Origin of the sequence: Sphaerospermopsis torques-reginae ITEP-024 (assembly GCF_019598945.1) — a bacterium.
GTDB lineage: Bacteria > Cyanobacteriota > Cyanobacteriia > Cyanobacteriales > Nostocaceae > Sphaerospermopsis.
The window spans coordinates 2,281,178-2,301,502 of sequence record NZ_CP080598.1 but is presented as its reverse complement, the minus strand read 5'-3'; the positions used below and the strand labels follow the sequence as shown (position 1 = coordinate 2,301,502).

The 20,325-nt window shown below is 36.4% G+C and carries 15 protein-coding genes; 2 read left to right on the top strand and 13 right to left on the bottom strand.

Features of this window, described 5'->3' with window-relative positions:
- Window positions 1-6: 6 nt before the first annotated feature.
- From K2F26_RS10780 to K2F26_RS10730, 11 genes are all read right to left on the bottom strand, one after another.
- Window positions 7-1,107 carry a glycosyltransferase gene (locus tag K2F26_RS10780; protein WP_220611459.1) on the bottom strand — a complete coding sequence of 367 codons (1,101 nt, stop codon included), beginning with the start codon at window positions 1,105-1,107 and terminating at the stop codon, window positions 7-9.
- Between the two features lie 640 nt (window positions 1,108-1,747).
- A complete protein-coding gene (locus K2F26_RS10775; protein WP_220611458.1) occupies window positions 1,748-3,061 on the bottom strand; it encodes an NAD(P)H-dependent oxidoreductase in 1,314 nt (437 codons plus the stop codon).
- Between the two features lies 1 nt (window position 3,062).
- Window positions 3,063-3,608, bottom strand: a complete 546-nt coding sequence (gene rfbC, locus K2F26_RS10770; RefSeq protein WP_220611457.1) for a dTDP-4-dehydrorhamnose 3,5-epimerase — start codon at window positions 3,606-3,608, stop codon at window positions 3,063-3,065.
- Between the two features lie 117 nt (window positions 3,609-3,725).
- Window positions 3,726-4,580, bottom strand: a complete 855-nt coding sequence (locus K2F26_RS10765) for a phytanoyl-CoA dioxygenase family protein (RefSeq protein ID WP_220611456.1) — start codon at window positions 4,578-4,580, stop codon at window positions 3,726-3,728.
- A 9-nt stretch (window positions 4,581-4,589) separates the two neighbouring features.
- On the bottom strand, window positions 4,590-5,600 hold the full coding sequence (locus K2F26_RS10760; protein WP_220611455.1) for a glycosyltransferase family 2 protein: 1,011 nt from the start codon (window positions 5,598-5,600) through the stop codon (window positions 4,590-4,592).
- 122 nt (window positions 5,601-5,722) lie between these two features.
- On the bottom strand, window positions 5,723-6,751 hold the full coding sequence (locus tag K2F26_RS10755; RefSeq protein WP_220611454.1) for an NAD-dependent epimerase/dehydratase family protein: 1,029 nt from the start codon (window positions 6,749-6,751) through the stop codon (window positions 5,723-5,725).
- Window positions 6,752-6,916: 165 nt separating this feature from the next.
- Window positions 6,917-8,128: an L-2-hydroxyglutarate oxidase gene (lhgO, locus tag K2F26_RS10750; RefSeq protein ID WP_220611453.1), complete on the bottom strand. Its 1,212-nt coding sequence runs from the start codon at window positions 8,126-8,128 to the stop codon at window positions 6,917-6,919.
- A 62-nt stretch (window positions 8,129-8,190) separates the two neighbouring features.
- Window positions 8,191-8,967, bottom strand: a complete 777-nt coding sequence (gene rfbF / locus K2F26_RS10745) for a glucose-1-phosphate cytidylyltransferase (RefSeq protein ID WP_220611452.1) — start codon at window positions 8,965-8,967, stop codon at window positions 8,191-8,193.
- A 578-nt stretch (window positions 8,968-9,545) separates the two neighbouring features.
- Window positions 9,546-11,741, bottom strand: coding sequence for a tetratricopeptide repeat protein (locus K2F26_RS10740; RefSeq protein WP_220611451.1), 2,196 nt, complete (start codon window positions 11,739-11,741; stop codon window positions 9,546-9,548).
- 151 nt (window positions 11,742-11,892) lie between these two features.
- Entirely contained in the window at window positions 11,893-12,675 is a 783-nt protein-coding gene (locus K2F26_RS10735) for a PP2C family serine/threonine-protein phosphatase (protein WP_220611450.1), read from the bottom strand.
- Between the two features lie 183 nt (window positions 12,676-12,858).
- Complete coding sequence (locus K2F26_RS10730) at window positions 12,859-13,533, bottom strand: vWA domain-containing protein (RefSeq protein WP_220611449.1); 675 nt, start codon at window positions 13,531-13,533, stop codon at window positions 12,859-12,861.
- A 699-nt stretch (window positions 13,534-14,232) separates the two neighbouring features.
- Here K2F26_RS10730 and K2F26_RS10725 point away from each other — a divergent pair.
- On the top strand, window positions 14,233-15,624 hold the full coding sequence (locus K2F26_RS10725) for a response regulator (protein WP_220611448.1): 1,392 nt from the start codon (window positions 14,233-14,235) through the stop codon (window positions 15,622-15,624).
- 175 nt (window positions 15,625-15,799) lie between these two features.
- On the top strand, window positions 15,800-17,077 hold the full coding sequence (locus K2F26_RS10720) for an ABC transporter ATP-binding protein (protein ID WP_220611447.1): 1,278 nt from the start codon (window positions 15,800-15,802) through the stop codon (window positions 17,075-17,077).
- Between the two features lie 162 nt (window positions 17,078-17,239).
- Here K2F26_RS10720 and K2F26_RS10715 read toward each other — a convergent pair whose 3' ends face one another.
- The gene (locus K2F26_RS10715) at window positions 17,240-17,626 is read right to left on the bottom strand and encodes a HetP family heterocyst commitment protein (RefSeq protein ID WP_220611446.1); all 387 of its coding nucleotides are present in this window, start codon (window positions 17,624-17,626) and stop codon (window positions 17,240-17,242) included.
- A gap of 324 nt (window positions 17,627-17,950) precedes the next feature.
- A complete protein-coding gene (locus K2F26_RS10710) occupies window positions 17,951-18,523 on the bottom strand; it encodes a hypothetical protein (protein WP_220611445.1) in 573 nt (190 codons plus the stop codon).
- Window positions 18,524-20,325: the final 1,802 nt, after the last annotated feature.

The window sequence follows — 20,325 nt, the reverse complement described above, 5'->3', positions numbered from 1 at the left end:
AACCAGTTAAATAAATGAGTGATGCACACCAGCAAATTGAACAAGAATATCCTCAACTTTAGAGAAGAATGCTTGTTCTGAAAAATTGTTTACGGCATGATTACGAATATTTTCGTAATTCCAAGATATGCCTCTAGCTTCTAATAATGCGGCTTGTAGAGAATCAGGTGTTTGTCTCTTAAAAAAAACTCCAGTTTTACCAGGTATCTGAGTATCTAATACCCCACCGGCTCCATAGGCAATCACTGGAGTTCCACTAGCATTTGCTTCTACTGGAACTAATCCATAGTCTTCTAAAGCTGCAACAATAATCGACTTAGCACTAGAAAATAAGTCTTTACGTTTGCTATCAGTAACGTGACCTAAAAATTCAATATTGCCTAATGCTTTCGATTTTAACCTTTCTAGTTCGGGTCCGTCACCTGATATTAATAAATTCCACCCTAACCAATTAAAAGCCTCGACTATTATATCAAGACGTTTATAACTTATCATCCGCGCCGATGCCAAGTAGTATTCATCCTTAGTATTAGAAAAAACAAACTGATTTGTATCAATTGGATAGTTAATCACAATTGCTTGTTTGCCGTAAATTTTCTGAATGCGACGGGCAACAACGCTGGAATTAGCAATGTAGAGGTCTGGTTCTTGAGAATATTTCAAGTCTACATTTCTCATCATTGCAAATATTTTTTCAATTAAGGGGGCAAAATAGCGATAGTCTCCATACTCCCTTAAATAAGTTTCTGTATCCCATAGGAAACGAGTGACATTATGACAGAAACAAATGTGCTTTGCCTGTGGTTTTTTACGCACTGCTTTGGCAAAACTTGTACTACTACTGATAATTAAATCGTAGTCTTCTAAATTTAAGGCTCGAAAGGCAGGAAAGTAAAGAGGAGCCATCACACGAAAATACTTGGCAGCACCGGGAATATTTTGTAAGAAAGTTGTTTTAACTAAACGTTCACCCAGATCAATTGTTTTTTGAGGATCATACAAGGATGTGAAAATGTCGGCTTCGGGGTAGCGTTTACAAAGCAATTCAAACACTCGCTCTGCCCCACCGCGCTGGGTTAAGTAATCATGGACTAGAGCTATTTTCATGGATGATGCCTTATACGAAAGTGTTGACTATTTGACTAAATTATTGGATGTTGCATCAGGGTGTACAGATGTTAATAATCTCTATGTTTATAGCAGTATTATGTCTGTACTAAACCCGTCCTTAGGTAGTTACAAGCTGCAACGTCAGTGTAGCAAGTGTCTGATAGCTTTGGTTAGTCTAGCTATCGCACTGCTAATTTGATGAATGGCAAAACCCACAAGGTTTGTACATTCAATTACATTACTTAATCAGGCATTTATAGTGTTAGTAATTAGTACAACCAAAGGGATTTGACAATACCATTGGCAAACCACGAAAAATCTACTCTATAGATATGTTGATATTTCGCCTTTGGTGTTTTTTAACTAGGTAGATACTTGTTAATAAAAATTTTAATTTTTCCGATCAAACTGGAAGTTGTAACAGAATACCAGGTCAAGTCTCGTTGATTTGCTCGTTTTGAACAAAAAGATCAATTTGTTCAAATCTCAGTGATAAAAAATTTTCAGCCCCCAACACAAGGGGGCTAAATTTCAGTTTTGATCTAAGTATTCAGCTATCAGTAATCAGTTGTTATTGATGATTTTCTTCTTTCTCACTGACTGCTGAATGCTTACGTTTTGTGGTTAATTTTTTACTTTATTTGACACCTGCTAAAGTTTTCGCAGGACCAAAATAAGCTGTTTGTTCAGCACGTAATCTGTCACAAAGTCTACCTTCTGGAAGTTCTACATCATCATAAGTGAGGACTTGATCTTTCTCAATATCACGCTTTAAGCGACATCCTTCTGCTATCCCCATTGGTAGTAAATTTTCTCGCTGCACAATTTCTGAATTTTCACATTGTCCATAGGTCATATAATAACCAATGCCATCTAATGTTTCTCCAGCTTTTAAATCAATTTTGGCAGTAGCAACAACATCTACTACTGGACCTGCTATGGGAGCTAATACAGCATCATGAAATAATACTGCACGGGCGACAGAAAGGGGTACTTCAAAATGGCAAAGGTGATAGGGAGTATAGAAACTATAAAGGGGTCCTTCACCTAATTTATAAAGATTGAGATAATGTCTTTGTTTGGGGTCTTCATGGGTAGCAAAAACAAATACTCCAGGACTGGGTTTTGTTCCTACTACATAGTCAACAATACCGCCTAATTCTTTGAGTTTATCTATGTCATACATTTTGGTCATTTCATCAACATGACCTGTGTATTCATAGCCTAACATTCCCCGTTTTGCGACTTTCATTCCTGTGCCGTTAGCAACAATTGCTTGTTCAAAGGAAATTTTTGTACCGTCTGCAAAACTTGTCACCATTGCGGGATTTTGTCCCCAACGTTGAGCAAAACCGGCTTGAGTTGTAGGGTTACGATAGGGGTCTTGTAAACCTTTAATATTGCCACACAATAAGGGTGTTAAACCGATGCTTTTCACAAAGCGGTAGAGGTTCATTTCTACCCCTGGTTGATCACCATCACAAGCTGTTAAAATCACTCCAGCGCGGTCAGCATGAACTTTGAGAATTAGTCCAATTGTTCCATCTAATTCTGCATTCATTAAAATGATATGCTTTTGATGGGCGATCGCTCTCATGACTAAATGAGCAGCATATTCAATTGTTCCTGTAACTTCAATAATTGCATCTATTCCTTCTGCTGCACACAGTAACATTGCATCTTCTGTTACTGCATATCCACCTTGAGCGATCGCCTCTTCTAAATCTACTACACTAGAAACAGTTTGAAAATTCTCAATTCCTGCTTCTAAATAAGCTCTTTTTGCTGTCTCAATGTGTCGGTTTGCAATCGCAACTAATTCCATTCCGGGAACGGAATTAATAATTTGATTGGCAATTCCCCGACCCATAAAACCAGCACCAATCATTGCTACTTTTACAGGGTTTCCTAATTCAGCACGAGCTTGTAAAGCTTTATCAACAATAATCATTTTAAACTCCTATTAAAATAGATTCTAGTAAAGACCAATTGCGATCTTTTTCAGATATTTCAGTGACAGCCAAAGGCCAAGAAATTCCTAAAAGTGGATCATCAAAAAGCAAACCACGCTCATAACCAGGGGTGTAAAATTCACCCACTTGATAAACAACTTCAGCCCCATCTGTTAAAGCTTGATAGCCATGAGCAAACATTTCTGGTACATATAAAGCGCGGCGATTTTCTGCACTCAGTTCCACACCAATATGCGACAGATATGTTGGAGATTCAGGACGCATATCCACAATTACATCATAAATTGCCCCCTGAGTACAACGAATTAATTTTGTTTCAGTTGCGGGTGCAATTTGATAGTGCATTCCTCGCAATGTGCCTTTTTTATGATTAAAAGAAAGATTACATTGGGCAACAGTTGGCTTTAAACCATGTTCAGCAAATTCTTGAGCGCAGAAAGTCCGAGCAAAAAAACCACGATGATCTGGTTTTTCTTCTAAGTCAATAATGAATGCTCCAGGAAGATTTGTTTCTGTAAAAATCATAGTTTTTCAAAAAGGTAATGGGTAATTGGTAATGGGTAATTGGTAATGGGTAATTGGTAATGGGTAATTGGAAAACATAAAATTGATTACCCAATCACCAATCACCAATATAATTTACTAACCTTTTTCCACAGCTTCAGGGATAAATTGCTTATTGGGTTTGATGAAAGTATCATCATGGTATTGATTACAAAGTTCTGGATGTTTTGGTGGGTTAGCAGTGTATACAAAAAACACCGTTGAACGTTCCTCGCTTCTGACAGTACCATGATGTAAAACATTTCTGGGATCTACAAAAATCACAGTTCCCGCTTTCCCTGTACAATATTTCCATTCTTTTTTAGGAATAATATTCATCATTTGTTGATCATTAATTCCTAAAAAATTAGACTTCCAAAGGTCGTAATCAACACGATAATAATTGAAAAATTCTCTAGGATTTTTGGGCATGGGTATATATTCAAAAGCACCATGTTTTTCAGTCACATCATGTAAATAGATAATGACTTTCATCATCCGGCGATCTTCTGAATCTTTATGCCACAGTAATGTTTGTGATTGCTCTTCATTGGGAAAATCTTTTCTGACATGAACACCATGAAAAGCTATAGGTAAACCTATATAGTTTTCGATGATATTTTGCAACCGTTTTTCAATGCCCCAGGTAAAAAATTCTGGTAAGTCTGTAACTGTATAAATTTGGGGTAAACTATACCCTGATTGTACACTTCTAGGACTTTTTATGGTTGCTGCATAATAGTTAGCACTCTCTAACATTTGTGCAGTTGATGGTAATCCTAAATCCTCCAAAGACGTAATATAAACACCTTCTCTTTTTAGGGTTTGGGCAATTAATTGATCCCCAGAAGATAACACAGATAAATTGTGCTTATGTTTAGCTAATGCTACTCGATAATTTAACTCAGAGGTGAGCGTATTTATTTTGTTTTTAAGAGTTTCTAGTATCTTCATTTTCCTGATTTATTCTTTATTGCGGCGCACAATTTGACTTGATGTTTGATGATGACATTCAGCAATTTTTGCTTCAGGAGCAGCCATAACTTCTACAGCAGAAATACTGACTACAGCTAAAAAAGGAACAACTGTTTGAATAGCAGAAATTGGCCATCTTCTCAAAGCACCCAAGAAGACTTTTAAATTAACTTGTTGAAAGTTCTGTACCATCATTTGGGCATAGAATCGTTTAGAATATCCATTTTCGTGTAGCTTGAAAACCACTTCGGGAATATGTTTATACTGCATTAACAGCGCAGATTTTGGTTCTTTTTGCCAATAACTGACACCAACAATACATTCTAAATAAGTCTCTTTACTAACTATTACTTTGCCATTAGCAGCACAATAACCAGCTAAATATGCTAAAGATATCCAATTATTAATAGCATTTGGCCAAATTTGCAGAGCGCGTTTTACTAAGTCAGTTCTGTAAATTGAGGATGACAAAAAAATAACTGCTCCTACACTTTTAGTAAAACAATATTCAAATATCGTTTTACCATCTCCTGTACCATCTTCATTATCAACATCAAACCAACGATTACCAACTATTGTCGGTGGATGTACTGCTTCACCAGTAATTTTATTTCTGCCAGAAAAATTGAGAAATAATAATGATAATTCTTGATGTTTTTTGAGTTTATCTAGCACATAACCAATTGCTCTATCTTGAATTGGATCATCATCGCCAATTGTCCAAACATATTTAGTTGTTGCAGAACTGAGGCAATACATGATATTTTTCATTACGCCCAAATTCTCAATATGTCTATTAGATTTAAAATTAACATTTTTGATATTTTCTTGCCATTTTTGGATAATTTCCTGAGTGTGATCACTAGAACAATTATCAGAAACAAATATCTCACACTCAGATTCATAACCTTTAATAGCTTGAGATAACCACTCTAGTTGCTTATCTAGTAAATCTGCACGATTATAAGTGGGAATAGCAATAGTCAGTAATTTGTTCATGGTGGAATATTTATCCTAAAATCCCAGTTTATTATTGATAGCACAGATGGTAAATGCTTATAAAATTCCGAACCAAAAATATTGATTCGGAAATTTAAGTTGATTCTTAATAAATGCCTAGTTTATTTAGTAGTCCAGAAAAAATCATGATCAATTTGTTGAGTACGAATTAAATACTCTAATTGCTTTAATCTGGTAAACCCTCTAAACAAAAAAGTATCTTCAGTCATGTCTATTTGCCGGAATAAATCAAATAACTGTTGAGCGCCTTTTTGAGCATTCCAATCACATTTAAATCCTGGTAAAATTGTGTTTATCTTTTCAAAAGATACGCGATAACTACGGTTATCTGAACCATTTTGACCAAAGGTTAATTTACAACCAGGGAAAGTTTCGGCAATAATTTCGGCAATTTCTTTCACCCGATAATTATTTTGTGTATCTCCCACATTAAAAACTTGATTGTGAACAATATCTCTGGGTGCTTCTAAGGCACAAACAATGGCTTTACAAATATCTAAAGCATGAACTAATGGCCGCCAAGGTGTACCATCGCTGGTCATTTTAATTTCTTTTGTTGTCCAAGCTAAACCAGACAAATTATTTAAAACAATATCAAATCGCATTCTGGGAGAAGCACCAAAAGCGGTAGCATTTCGCATGAAGGTAGGAGAGAAATCATCATCGGCTAATGGTTTAATATCTCTTTCTACTAATGTTTTACATTCAGCGTAAGCTGTTTGAGGATTTACAGGTGATTCTTCGGTTACATCTCCTTCACTAGCTACACCGTAAACGCTGCAAGAAGACATATAAACAAAGCGACGCACTCCCATTGTTTTCGCTAAGTTAGCTAATCTTACAGAACCTAAATGATTAATTTCATAAGTAATATGAGGTGCTAATTGTCCGGTGGGATCGTTAGAAAGTTCCGCCATATGAACAATTGCTTCTACACCTTCTAAATCTTCAGGTGCAATATTACGAATATCTTTGTTGAGGGTTTTAGCTGTGATTTCAGTTCCGTTATATAGCCAACCTACTTTATAAAAACCTGTGTCTACTCCGATAACTTCATGACCTTTTGCTGTTAATAAGGGAGGTAATAAAGAACCTAAATATCCTTCTGTTCCTGTGACTAATATTTTCATGGCTTTTAAATTTTTCCAGGTGTGAAATTATGTTTTTTCTGCTGAATTTAGAGCATGAATAATTAACCGCAATTTAATCTAGAAGCTAATCTAGAAGTTAATCTAGAAGTTAATCTAAAATGCGGGTTAATTGAGATGATTTTTCCAAAAATCCTGATCTGGATTTTAAGCAACTAAGCTTTTTAAATGAGCTTGTTCTGGAATTTGGTTAACTACTGCTTTACCAATTTCTAAAGAAGATGTAGCTGCGGGTGAGGGAGCGTTGCAAACATGAACAGAGTTTTCACCTTGAATGATTAAAAAATCATCAACTAAAGAACCATTGTTCATTAATGCTTGAGCGCGAACTCCTGCATGGGTAGGGACTAAATCTTCTGCTTGCACTTCGGGAATGAGTTTTTGTAAACTTCTCACAAAAGCAGCTTTACTAAAGGAGCGAATTATTTCTTTAATTCCTTCATCTGCGTGTTTTGCTGCTAGTTTCCAAAAACCAGGATAGGTGATTACTTCTGCAAAGTCTTTTAAGTCAAAATCGGTTTTTTTGTAACCTTCTCTTTTTAAACTTAAAACTGCATTGGGACCAGCATGAACACTGTTATCAATCATGCGGGTAAAATGCACACCTAAAAAGGGAAATTCTGGGTTAGGAACTGGATAAATGAGAGTTTTGACCAAATAGCGTTTTTCGGGGGTGAGTTCGTAATATTCGCCCCGGAAGGGAACGATTTTAGCTTCAGGGTTAGCTTTACCTAATTTTGCAATGCGATCGCTATGTAATCCGGCACAATTAATCACAAATTTTGTTTCAAAACTCCCCTGATTAGTTTCTAATATATGATTTGTACCACTCCGGGAGATTTCCATAACTTTGGTATTGAGGCGTAAATCTCCCCCTTGATTGTTTATCAGTTCAGCGTATTTTAAACAAACTTGTTTGTAATTAACAATTCCTGTAGAAAATACTCTAATTGCACCTACACAACTGACATGAGGTTCAATTTCTCTGACTTCTTCAGGACTAATCCTTTTGACTTCTATACCGTTTTCTAAACCTCTTTGGTAAAGTTTTTCCAGACCCGGTAATTCTGTATCATCAGTGGCAACAATTACCTTACCACAAATGTCATGATCAATATTATGTTTTTGACAAAATTCTACCATTGAGCGACTACCGTCACGGCAAAATTTCGCTTTAAAACTACCTGGTTTGTAGTAAACTCCTGAATGGATTACACCGCTATTATTACCGGTTTGGTGAAATGCCCATTGGCTTTCTTTTTCTAATACTAAAATCCGGGCATCAGGATAGCGTGAACCTAAAGCCATCGCTGTAGATAGTCCCACTATTCCACCGCCAATAATGGCAAAATCATACATAATGAATTGTTCCTCAATCTAAAATCCAAAATCCAAAATCCAAAATCTAAAATCCCAACTTACTATTCCCAAACTTTCCAAGGAGCTTTACCACTTTTCCATAGCTCCTCTAAATATTGTTTATCTCTTAAAGTATCCATTGGTTGCCAAAAGCCATCATGTTTGAAAGCTGATAATTGTTCCATTTCTGCTAACTTTTCTAATGGTTCTTTCTCCCAAACTGTGGAGTCATCAGCAATAAAATTAATTACTTCTGGTTCAAGAACAAAATAACCACCGTTTATCCAAGCGCCATCACCTTCTGGTTTTTCTTTAAAACTGGTAATTTTAGTTTGTTCTTGTCCTAAAGAAATTGCTCCAAAACGTCCTGCTGGTTGGACTGCACTCAGTGTAGCTAAACTTTTTTGTTCTTTATGAAATTTGATTAATTCGGTGATATTTATATCACTGACACCATCACCATAGGTAAAGCAAAAAGTGTCATTACCAATGTGTTCTCTCACTTTTCTTAAACGTCCACCAGTCATGGTATTATCACCTGTATTGACCAAGGTAACACGCCAAGGTTCAGCATATCCAGAATGAATACTCATCTGGTTAAATCTCATGTCAAAAGTTACATCGGACATATGTAAGAAATAGTTAGCAAAATATTCCTTGATGATGTAACCTTTGTATCCGCAACAAATGATAAAGTCATTAATACCATGAGCCGAATATATCTTCATGATATGCCAAAGAATCGGCTTACCTCCAATCTCAACCATTGGCTTAGGTCTGATACTGGTTTCTTCACTGAGGCGTGTACCAAGACCCCCAGCCAAAATTACTGCTTTCATGCAATTTACCTCAAAAATTTGCCAATAGGTGATGATTTGATTTCGGGATGAAGAGGATGCACAGGAAATAGAGAAACAATGAACTTCTGTAAGAATTCAAGATTCATGATTTTGAGCGTATTAGCCGCAACACATCTACAATTCTGGTTCTGGAATTTGAATCCTTACGAATTTTTATATTTTTTCCCTAGAAAGAATCTAGAATTAATTTAACTGTAAAATGCTGAATAATTATGAAGAAAAAGTAAATTTAAAACAATTTATATGTAAAAAAATCATGAATTACAGTAAGAAAATTTTAGTTTTATACAATCACAAAAATCAACTAATATAAAATAACTAGCATCAAACATTGCCTACCTCCAGAAGTATGATTTCTTCTGAAGAAACAAAAAAATGCTAGTATCACAAAAGTCAGGAGTCTGTAGGGGTTTAGCAGTGCTAAGTAGGTAGGAGGGAAGAAGATTTGAAGCTTATTAATCTTTGTTTACATAATTTGGTGTTTTTCTGATTAGCTACTTAAACCCCTACAGGAGTTAGGAGTCAGGAGTAAAAATCTCTTATTTTGGAAGAAAATTTTAGCGATCAATTGGGTCAAAAATAATTGAGCTTTGGAATAAAGCATCACATTTTTTAGCTACCATTACGCAAATGTTACTCAGGGCTTGCTGATAGTTATCCATGTCCTCTTGTTCCAGGTAAATTTGAGCAGATTTTTCTAAATCTTCAATGGCTTGTGCATGATTTTCTTCAACTTGACTTTCCCCGTATTGAGCTAATTCATAATAAACCATTCCCCGTTTGAGGTAAACTTTAGCCATCTGGGGATTAATATTTAATGCTTGATTAAAATCTGCGATCGCCTGATTGTATTCTTGATCATAATTACTGCTATATTGGGCAAATTGATAACGAGCCAGACCTCTCTGAAAATAAGCTTCTGCTTGGGAAGCATTCAGTTGAATTGCCTCTGTAAAATCAGCAATTGATTTTTGATATTCTTGTTGAAAATCATTGCTATATTTAGCTATTTGAGAACGAACAATACCCCGTCTAATATAAGCTTCCGTGTCACGTTCATTAATATTGATAGCTTGATTAAAGTTTTGGATAGCTTTCTGATACTCTTGGTCAGGATCATTACTATACTCGGCCAGCATATAGTAGACATTGCCACGATTTACAAATGCTTTGACTTCCTGGGGATTAATTTTTATAGCTTGGTTATAGTCTGCCAATGCTCCTTCATAATCATTCAGATTGTAGCGAGAATTACCCCTATTGATATATAATTTAGAAAAATTAGGATTTTTTTTGATAGCTTGAGTAAAATTTTCAATTGCTTGCTCATAGTTTTGTTTTTGATAAGCAGCATTACCACGTTCATAGTAATCTAAATAAGAAAGATTTTCCTCTTGAGGACGATGATTATCTTGGCGAGAAATCAAGCTTTGTTGAGTGTAAGGATTTTGGGAAACAAAAGGACGAGTAAATTTAATCATTAAGTCCAAATACCCCAATAAACCCAAACCTAACAGGCTAAACATAATGGTATAAAACCTTGACTTTTGAGTAGTCTTGAGAAGTTGATAACTAGAAAAGTTTTGGCTAAATAATGGTTGCCAAGGATGTAGCGGTGATGCGGAAATAACTGGTCTGCGTACACGATTATTTTGTGTATGGCGCTTTCTAGATTGGCGGCGGGGTTGAAGATGTTCTTTAGAAGCGATCGCCTCCAGTGATGGAAAAGGATCACGTCCACCTAAACGCGCCGCACGTTCACACCAAGGACACTTGTCAAGATGATTATGGTAGCGATGCTGAAGGTTAGCAGTACAAGTGACAAGACTCTCTTCCGCGGAGGTTAAAACTGACAACCAGGTTTGAGCAGTAGGACGCAAGTGAGGGTTGTGATGCCCATCCTCAAAACAACGCACAAACAAATCCCGTAAACCGGGAGCGAGCATTTCCCAAGCAGGTGCTATGGGGGTAGGCAAATAGGGAACTTGTTGGTTTTGACTATAAGTAAAATGACCAGCAACGATTCGGACTTCGTAAGTTGGTGGATCAAACTGACCTTGAAAAATCCCTGAAAATGGGTGAGTACCTTCCATTAATAATTGAAATATCAGCACCCCTAACCCAAATAAATCATGGTAAATTTCCCGATCATAGTCAGCAAAAGTTTTATTCTGTAGCTCTGGGGGGGTATACTCTGGTTTACCGACTGCACAACGATAAACAATATTTTGCGCTGGATCACGAACTTGAAATGAGTCTGTATCTACCAAAGTCACTAAGGCAGTATCACTAACTAAAATATTTGACTCATTAACATCACCAATGCAATACTGACTCGCGTGTAAAGCTGCAAAAGCTGCGGCCAAATTACGAGCAGTCCTAAGTAAATACTGATAATTAAATAAAGGACAATTTAGGCGACGGGTTCCCGGATGATAAAAGTCCATGATCGGACGCATCCCCCGAATCCGGGGCATTAAAAAGCCGACGATACTACCACTACCATCCTCAGCTTCTAACAACTCCTGTGGCCAAGCAATAGAAATATGCCCCAAATTAGCTGTTGGATTTTCTGGGGGGTTGGCAATCATGGCCTGAAGTTTGTGAGCATGGGTCAGAATGGGCTTGTGATAAATTTTGGCCACTAAATTTTCATCTGATGGCACGGCGTAGACACAAGCTTCACCCCCACGTCCCAAATTGACCGTGAGATTGAGAATTTCTTGCTGCCCAAGAGAACGAAGTACCTGCATAGTGAAATGACTGTTAACAGTGGTTATGGAAAGCGACTGGGGATTGAAGTACAGACGACCTAATCGGTCGTCAATACGGAATGAGGAATTTAAAAAACGCTGAACCTGAAACTGACAGTCTGGACTATCAACCCTACCCAATAAACATTGTTTATGAATTGCTTAGTGCTGCGATGATCAGAGTCAAATCATCATCTGTGCGATTAGTAATTCTTTCAGAACATAAAAATTTAACTAGTTGCTCTTTGGCAACAACCTTATCTTCAGCATTGGCTACAAAGTCAAACAAAGGAAAAAAGAATGGTTTGTGGGGTTCACCAACAAGCATATTCAAAGCCAGCATTTGTAGTCCATCAGTGAGAACGCCGATATTAACTATGTGCTGACGCAAAATTTTTATCTGGGTTGTAGTTAAGGCATCAGGTGAAGTCAAAAATGTGGTTTCGTTAATGTATTCACCCCTGTTAGGGATTGTCAGCGCCTGTAAGTTACCTGTACTATCCTTGGCTACAGCTAAACCATCACCGATTTGGGCTACTGCTGCAACTTTTGGTGTGGCGATCGCAATAATTAAGGTAGTTGCTAAATCTGATGACTGATGTTTGCAGGCCACTGCCTCATCTTCTACTGCTTTTTTAGCAGCTAACATGGCATCAGTTAACAAATTACGCAAAAGAGTATCCTCAGTAAAGGTGCTGTGAGTAATTTCGCAATTTGAGATATGTTCTATTGCTGTTTCTACAGCAATCATCGCTCCCACTTTTCCCAAAATTGCTGAACCAGCCCCATCTGCTGCTGCTGTCACTAAGACATTATTTGGCAATATCTGCCAATGGTGAGCATCCTGACATAACTGCTGGTTTTTAATGTGGCTAGTCCCACATACCGAAGCGGCTACTATCCGCCATTGAGGAATCTGTTTTGGTGTGTTCATAAATTTTTTCTCACAGCTATAGCAGGTGACAGGTGATAGGTGACAGGTGACAGGTGACAGGTGACAGAGTGGAAAGTCTGCTTGTATATTAGTTTTGTCAATGGCTTACGCCATGCTGCGCTATCAGTTCGTGAACTACCACCTGAGTTGTTGCTATAACTGCTAACTGATAACTGATAACTATTAAACAGACCCCCAACCGATTGGTGGTAGTGCTACTTGCTCGTCTACTTTGGAATGGGAAACCGCTGACATACTTGCTGACAGCCAAACAAACATTTCAATAAAGTTTAAGCCTTTAAGCTTCAAGGGAGTACGCACAGCTATTTGACTCAAACGGTTCATGTTAGCATTTTCTACTCCTACAGTAAAAAAGGCAACTCGTTTATTCGCTTCATCTCCTTGCAGCCTCTGTACTGCTTGTTCTATAACATCATCTAGCTCACCTTGTGGCTCACCATCTGTAATCATAAATACCCAAGGACGGTAGTAAGCAATGCCATTGGCACGATACTGAGATTTGCGTTCTTGAATTATTTCTAACGATTTATTAATTCCCGCCCCCATTGTCGTTAGTCCTTGGGCTGTTAGAATAGGTGGGTTGAATTGATCTGCGGTTACAAAGTCCTGCACGATATTAACATGACTATCAAAAGTAACAATTGCTACTTCTACCCTTCTAGCTGCTAATGAATTTTTTACTAGCTCATCCTTAAAACTCAGTAGACCTTGATTTAAAGCCTCAATCCTTTCTCCTTGCATAGATCCAGATGTGTCTAGCAATAGCACGCACGGACAACGTGGTTCTGGGTTTTCTGCAAATTCTACAATTTCATCTAGTTTTAATGTATCCAGCATAACCTTTTGTGTTATGTTATAGTCCAAAGCGTTACTTTCCTTTCCTCAAAGTATATAGTCTCCCAGACTAGTACGACTACAAGTATGGTATTTGGCGGTAGATCCATGAAATTCATCTATGCAAATTATTCTGATAAAATTCTTTATTTCAGGAAATTTGAATCACCATATACTTTAGTTAAAGCCAATTAATCAGGGTGACAAACGTTATTTTTGGGTAGATATCCTATCTATCATTTATATCCAAATCATTAAGAATATAATATTCACTATATACATTTCTAAGAAATAAAAATTTAAAGATTTTATGTAGAAAATTTGCTAATTATCAACTCATCAGAAAACATAGTTACTACCGCAATGGAAAAATGTGTACCCTGTAATAATGAGAACAAAAAGTTTTACTCTTCTGGACAATAGGAAAATATTTGACAGTCTAGTATTATTATGTAACTCACGGAGGAGTAATTGATATAGCTGGAGGTAGATTTATGATGTTTCATCATCAATTAGTTGGTTGATAGAGAAATATGAAAAAAATTTCCGGGAGAAAACCCTTTAGCTTTGACCCAAATCAACTTACTAATTCCCATTCCTTAACCGAGCAGTATTGAGACATATTTCACTTAATCCAGAAATTCATTATTGCTCCAGACTCAATCAATAGTAAAGCAATTTTTCTTTAAAAACTGTAAAAATATGAATAATACTGGCACATTTACGAAACTATCTCCTGAACGTTTATTAAGACAGTTAAGCAATTCTTCTGACACTACTTGTTTACAAGTTTTAAACAATTCAGTGTTATGGTCAATCTACTTAGATCAGGGCAAAATTATCTATGCCACTAATTCAGTAGAACCCTTTGATAGACTGGAACGGCATATACGTCGTCTAAGTCAGCAAAATCCTCTACTGACTAATGATATTCGTGTGCAATTACGCATGACGTTTGAACCTGATTGGCAAACTCAGTTCCATGAAATTGGTAATAATTATCACCACCAACCGCCAGAATATCAAGCTATTTATTGGTTGGTGAATGAAAAACATTTGCTCTCTCACCAAGCTGTATTACTGATTCAAGAGTTAGTAAAAGAGGTAATCGAATCATTTTTGCTGATTAGAGAAGGCACGTTTGAATTAACAGCAACAGTTAATAGCCTACCGAAAATTTGCAAACTTGATGTTGATAGTATTATGGAACGCTGCAAAAATCGGTTGCAAAATTTGCAGTCTTTCGCTCCTCAAATCTCTTCTCCCTATCAGCGTCCATACCTGTTGATTAACAGTAAATTTTATGACAAACAATTACCAGAATTACAGCAAAATATCACTACCTGGATGAAGGGTTTTAGCCTACGTCATTTGGCAGTAATTATGAATCTCGATGAAGTGGAACTGGCTCGAACTTTATACCCGCATATCCTTCAGGGTTCGATTATTTTACATGAACCAGACCCTCCATTTGATAAATTGCCTAAAATCTTGGAAGATTTTTCATTCGCTCCTAAATACAGCACACTCAGAATTAATGGAAAATCATTTCAGGTAGAAGCATCACCATATATTATTCCTGATACTATTTCACCTGATACTATTTCAGGAGCAGGATCTTTAGTTCAAGTTTCTGCTCTACCAAAAGAAAAACTTGGACTATCAACCATATCCAATAACATACCAACTGATGGGGAAAATGTAACCGCTGCTACCATAACCGCTAAAAAGCCTTACAAAATTATTTCTGTAGATGATAGTCCCACCATTCTCAAAGAAATCAGCCGTTGTTTGCAAGACGAAAATGTTGCTGTAGTGACAATTAACGATCCCATTAAAGCAGTGATGTCTATTATTAGACATAAACCTGATTTGATTTTATTGGATCTGAATATGGCGGGAATTGACGGTTATGAGTTATGCCGAATTATTCGCAATAATTCCATGTTTAAGGAAATTCCCATTATTTTTGTGACCGGTAGTAAGGGAATTGTTGATAAGGTGAAAGCAAGAATGGTAGGAGCTTCTGGTTATTTAACTAAACCTTTTACTCGTGCTGAGTTGTTAAAAATGATTTTTATGCACTTGGCGTAAAGGTGATTGGGGACTGGGGACTGGTGACGAAAATTTTAGATTTTAGATTTTAGATTGGAATTGACAAAAACAATCCAAAATCCAAAATCCAAAATCCAAAATCCAAAATTGTATTACCAATTACCAATTACCAATTACCCATTACCAATTACCCATTACCAATTACCTGAGAACTGTGGCACAAGTTGTATTAGAAAACGTTTATAAAAGTTTCCCTCCCCGGAAGGGGGAAAGTGTGACGACACAACAGTCATCACCAGAAAAAGAAGGTGCAGATAATAGTATTAATGTCCTGCGACGCATTAATTTAACCATCGCTGATGGTGAGTTTATGGTGCTGGTGGGACCTTCTGGTTGTGGTAAAAGTACCTTGCTGCGGTTAATAGCAGGGTTAGAGGTGATGACTGGGGGTAATATTTGGGTGGCCGATCGCTTAGTTAATGATTTACCCCCGAAAGCGCGAGACATTGCAATGGTGTTTCAAAATTACGCCCTCTATCCCCACATGAGTGTTTATGACAACATCGCTTTTGGGTTACGTCGTCGTTTGGGAAATGGTGAAACAATTTCTACCCCTGATTTTCGTACATGGGGAGAAAATTTATTGGTGGGAGTGACTAAAAAACTACCTAAAGGACTGCGTTATCTTTCTCCAAAAGAAAGAAATATAGAACAACAAGTTTTAAATGTTGCCCAATTATTACAAATTGAAAATTTATTAAATCGCCTACCTAAACAGTTATCTGGAGGACAAAGACAAAGGGTAGCATTAGGAAGAGCGATCGCTCGGAATCCTCAAGTATTTTTAATGGATGAACCATTATCTAACTTAGATGCTAAATTACGGGCAGAAACTCGCGCCCAAATTGTTAAATTACAGCGTCAGTTGGGAACAACAACGATTTATGTAACCCATGATCAAACTGAAGCTATGACAATGGGCGATCGCATTGCCATCATGTCTGGTGGACAAATTCAACAAGTTGCCCCTCCTTTAGAACTATATAATTATCCTGCTAACCGCTTTGTAGCTGAATTTATTGGTTCACCACCAATGAATTTTATTCCGGTAGAATTTCATGCACCTTTATTAATTACCCATGCTAATTTTCGCTTTACCCTCCCAGATGTATGGGGAAAAGCATTACAAAAATACGATGGACAAACTGTAATTTTAGGTATTCGTCCAGAACACTTAATGTTAAGTGTACCAGCTACCAAAAATTTACCAGTTAAAGTAGATTTAGTAGAGAATTTAGGAAACGATAGTTTTCTTGCTGTAAGAATATATGACCCTGATTTACCAAATACAGATGGTCAAACTTTACAAGTACGAGTTCCTCCAGATAGATTTATCAGTTTTGGTGAGCAACTTTGGTTATCATTAGTTTCTGAAAAACTCCACTTTTTTGATCCAGAAACCGATTTAGCCATATTTCCCAACAACAGGTAATAGGGGACTGGGGAGAAAAATTTTAGATTTTAGATTTTAGATTTTAGATTTTAGATTGGAGTTGACAAAAACAATCCAAAATCCAAAATCCAAAATCCAAAATAAATAGCTCCTGACTCCTTGAACTTTGGTTATGAAGTTATCAACTATCATGATTGTTGGTTATGCCGGTTTCTTCTCCCTGTGGCTATTACGGACTTCTGCTTTTTGCTTACCCCCAACTTCTAAATAAGCTAAATCTTTAATTTTTTTGCTCAAGCTGCTAGGTGTTAAATGACTCTCTGACCTTTTCTCTGTTGGTGATGGAGCAATTTTCAAATTTTCATTCTGTTGAGGGTTTGAGCGACTATTGCGAGAGTTTTCTTTGAGTAGTCGGTTATAAGTACGGTAAGGAATGTAATGCAAAGGATTGTAACCAACAAACCGCAACATTAACACACAAGCCCAAGAATACTTACCAGCGAGAATTGCTTCTATTACTTGGTCAAACTGTTCGGGATTGATTTTTTTGTCAGGGAGTCCACTATTTCCAGAAATGTCTTGATTCATAGTACGTTTGAGTTTTATTTCAATGAGGTAAATTGTCGAGTTTCTTCGTGTTTTATTGTCAAGTGCTATTTACAACTGCAATACACAAACTGCAATACACAAACTGCAATATCAGTTCACCACACCAACATTTACCAGTTGATCGCAGGAAGTGATATTCTTCCCTATGCGTACCTTCACCCAGTAATTTTGGTTTGGTTGATGACTATTTGTGAAACAGTTGTTGAATTAATTACAGGAATATATTGGTAATAGACCAGTAGCAAATGTTGAAAAATATAGATTCACCTTTTCCACAGGCACATCCAGAAATTTTACAACTTCTCAGCAGTTCCCGTAATTAAGAGCAAAAAAGCTATTCCTAAAACTGCTCTGTTGTGTTCGCTGCATCCAGATACTGTGAAGCAAAGTTTTAGTTTTGGCAATTTTTACTGCTAACTGGTTGGTTGTCTGTAGGTTTGGGAGCAACTTCCATAAACTAACTTTCAAAACTAAGCTGCTTGGGGTTGCTTGTTCTGATCTAGCTTTCATCTTCCCCAATGTCTTAGTTATTAAAGTTGTGATTTGCGTTGTGATTTGCTTTCCTGGGATGTTACTGACTTGTGCTATCTTGCCTATACACTCCCACACCACAACTCTGGGTAAAAAATCTAATTTCTTCTCCCAAACTACATCAACAAAGGCTGAAAGTGCTTTATTCTCCCAAGATGTTGACTTGTTGCTTTTATTTTTAATTAATACGTCACTACTTTGGGGTAGGACTGATAAATTTACCGTTGGTGAAAGTACGAGACTTTCCCCGGATGCCTGACGAAAATGTAAATCAGAGCGTTGTATCCCTAAATTACGTCGTGGGCTTAGTGTTTCGACTGCATTTGACCTGATGATTTGTTTCATGACCTGACCTGTGATTGAAAACCTGACTGTTTTTAATCAAGTCTGTTTGCTGCTTTGCTGTATTGACCCTGTTGTACAGTTTTGTAACCTCGTCGCTTTGGTTGCTGGTGAAAGCAACTGCTATTGGTTACTTGTGTTCTGTGATTTTTGCTGACTCGTGAAAGAAAGAATAAAATTTACCATCTTTCTGTAATTCAGCGGGTTTAGTAGATGCAGTTGTGTCTTCTAAAAATTCCACAAGCTGTAATTCAATAGATGTTCCCTGAATATTATTGTATAACTAGCCGCCGAAAATTATTAAGTCTTTTCAGTAAAGTTTCATAATTTTCTAGTCAGCCAAGAAGATCATTCATATTGCCTTCTTAAAAGCTACATTCGTATTTATACTATTTTTTTTCGCTAATGTCATCTGCCACTTTGGCAGTCTTATAAGTTAAATTTACTGAATATCTCAGAATGTTCATTTAGGCAATGTGCAACTTTCACTTTTGTCCCATTTTTGTCCAAAAAATGGGGGGTAACACCCCTCATTTTATGAGGTTATCAAAGTTGATTATCTTGAATTTTCTGCCAATTATTACTATTAACTAAATTCAAAAACCTTTATGAATAAAGCATTCTAGAGAATTTTCTCAAAAACAAATACCTGATTTTTCATAAATTTCACTCTAGAAGTTTAGTGATTATATATTGTTATATGTTTTTCTTTTAGGTCTGATGGGAGAATCATTAGGGCTACACTTATTCTTAATTGCGGCTGGTAAATACATAGTAATAATTGTATATCAATAAGTCCGATCTTCTAAAAATTAAGTTGTTATTGATACTATTTTATGATATACTATATTTAATGTCTTTATCACACAAAGTTACACATAAAAAAACACCCATAAGCGGGTGTGTTAAGAGAAAAAGTAATAGATTAAACCTGCATTTAATCATATAATTAAACCGCTCAATATAAATTAAGCGTCACAAGAGAATTGTGAATTTATTGCCAGAAAATTTTGAGTTTTTGTGAAGTCAAGTAACTAAGTTGCTAGGGAGAAAAATTATCATGTCAATTTTATTATGTGTAAATGTAAATCGTTAATTATGATGAGTTTGTGTTTTAGAGATTCTGAAAAATTGATACTTATGTAATTCAGTAGGTGAATTTGGTGATATACAAATTTTGAGATTTGGGCAGTAATTCACATTGGTTTTTACTTGCCAATCAGAAACTAAAGAGCTATAATATAAATCCCTAGCACTGGAACTCTTTTCTATGAGTAACGGTGCTGTTGGTTGTGAACCTGAAACAATCAAAATCGTTGCTGCTGCTTTTGCTGACCCTACATAGACCTAGATTTTGTTTTGTACTAAATTTTGTACTATCTGGCTGGTTTTCAGTCAACGTTAAACAACACAATTAACCGCAAAACCTCATTGCATCTGACATTGGAGTAACTTTTATATTCTGGATGTCAACTAATTCTATCAGGGTGAGGTAGGTTTTACGGTTTTTATATTGAATGTTCATTTTTTCCATGTTCCTGGAGATAAGTTTTAAGTGGTTTTTGGATGCTTCAAAGTTAATTTTGAAGTATTCGTATTTATATATTCTTTTGTACAAAAATGCCCGCATTCTGATAACAAATTGTATCATTTATAGGCTTTCTTTGATGAAACAGGTGTTCAGGGCGTATTTTCAAACATGGGTATAGGGGTTGAGAACTTTCAACTATTACTATTACTGTTTTTTTCTCAGCATTCCGGAAATAACCAGAAAATAAAATCACATTTCTGCTGATACATTTTTT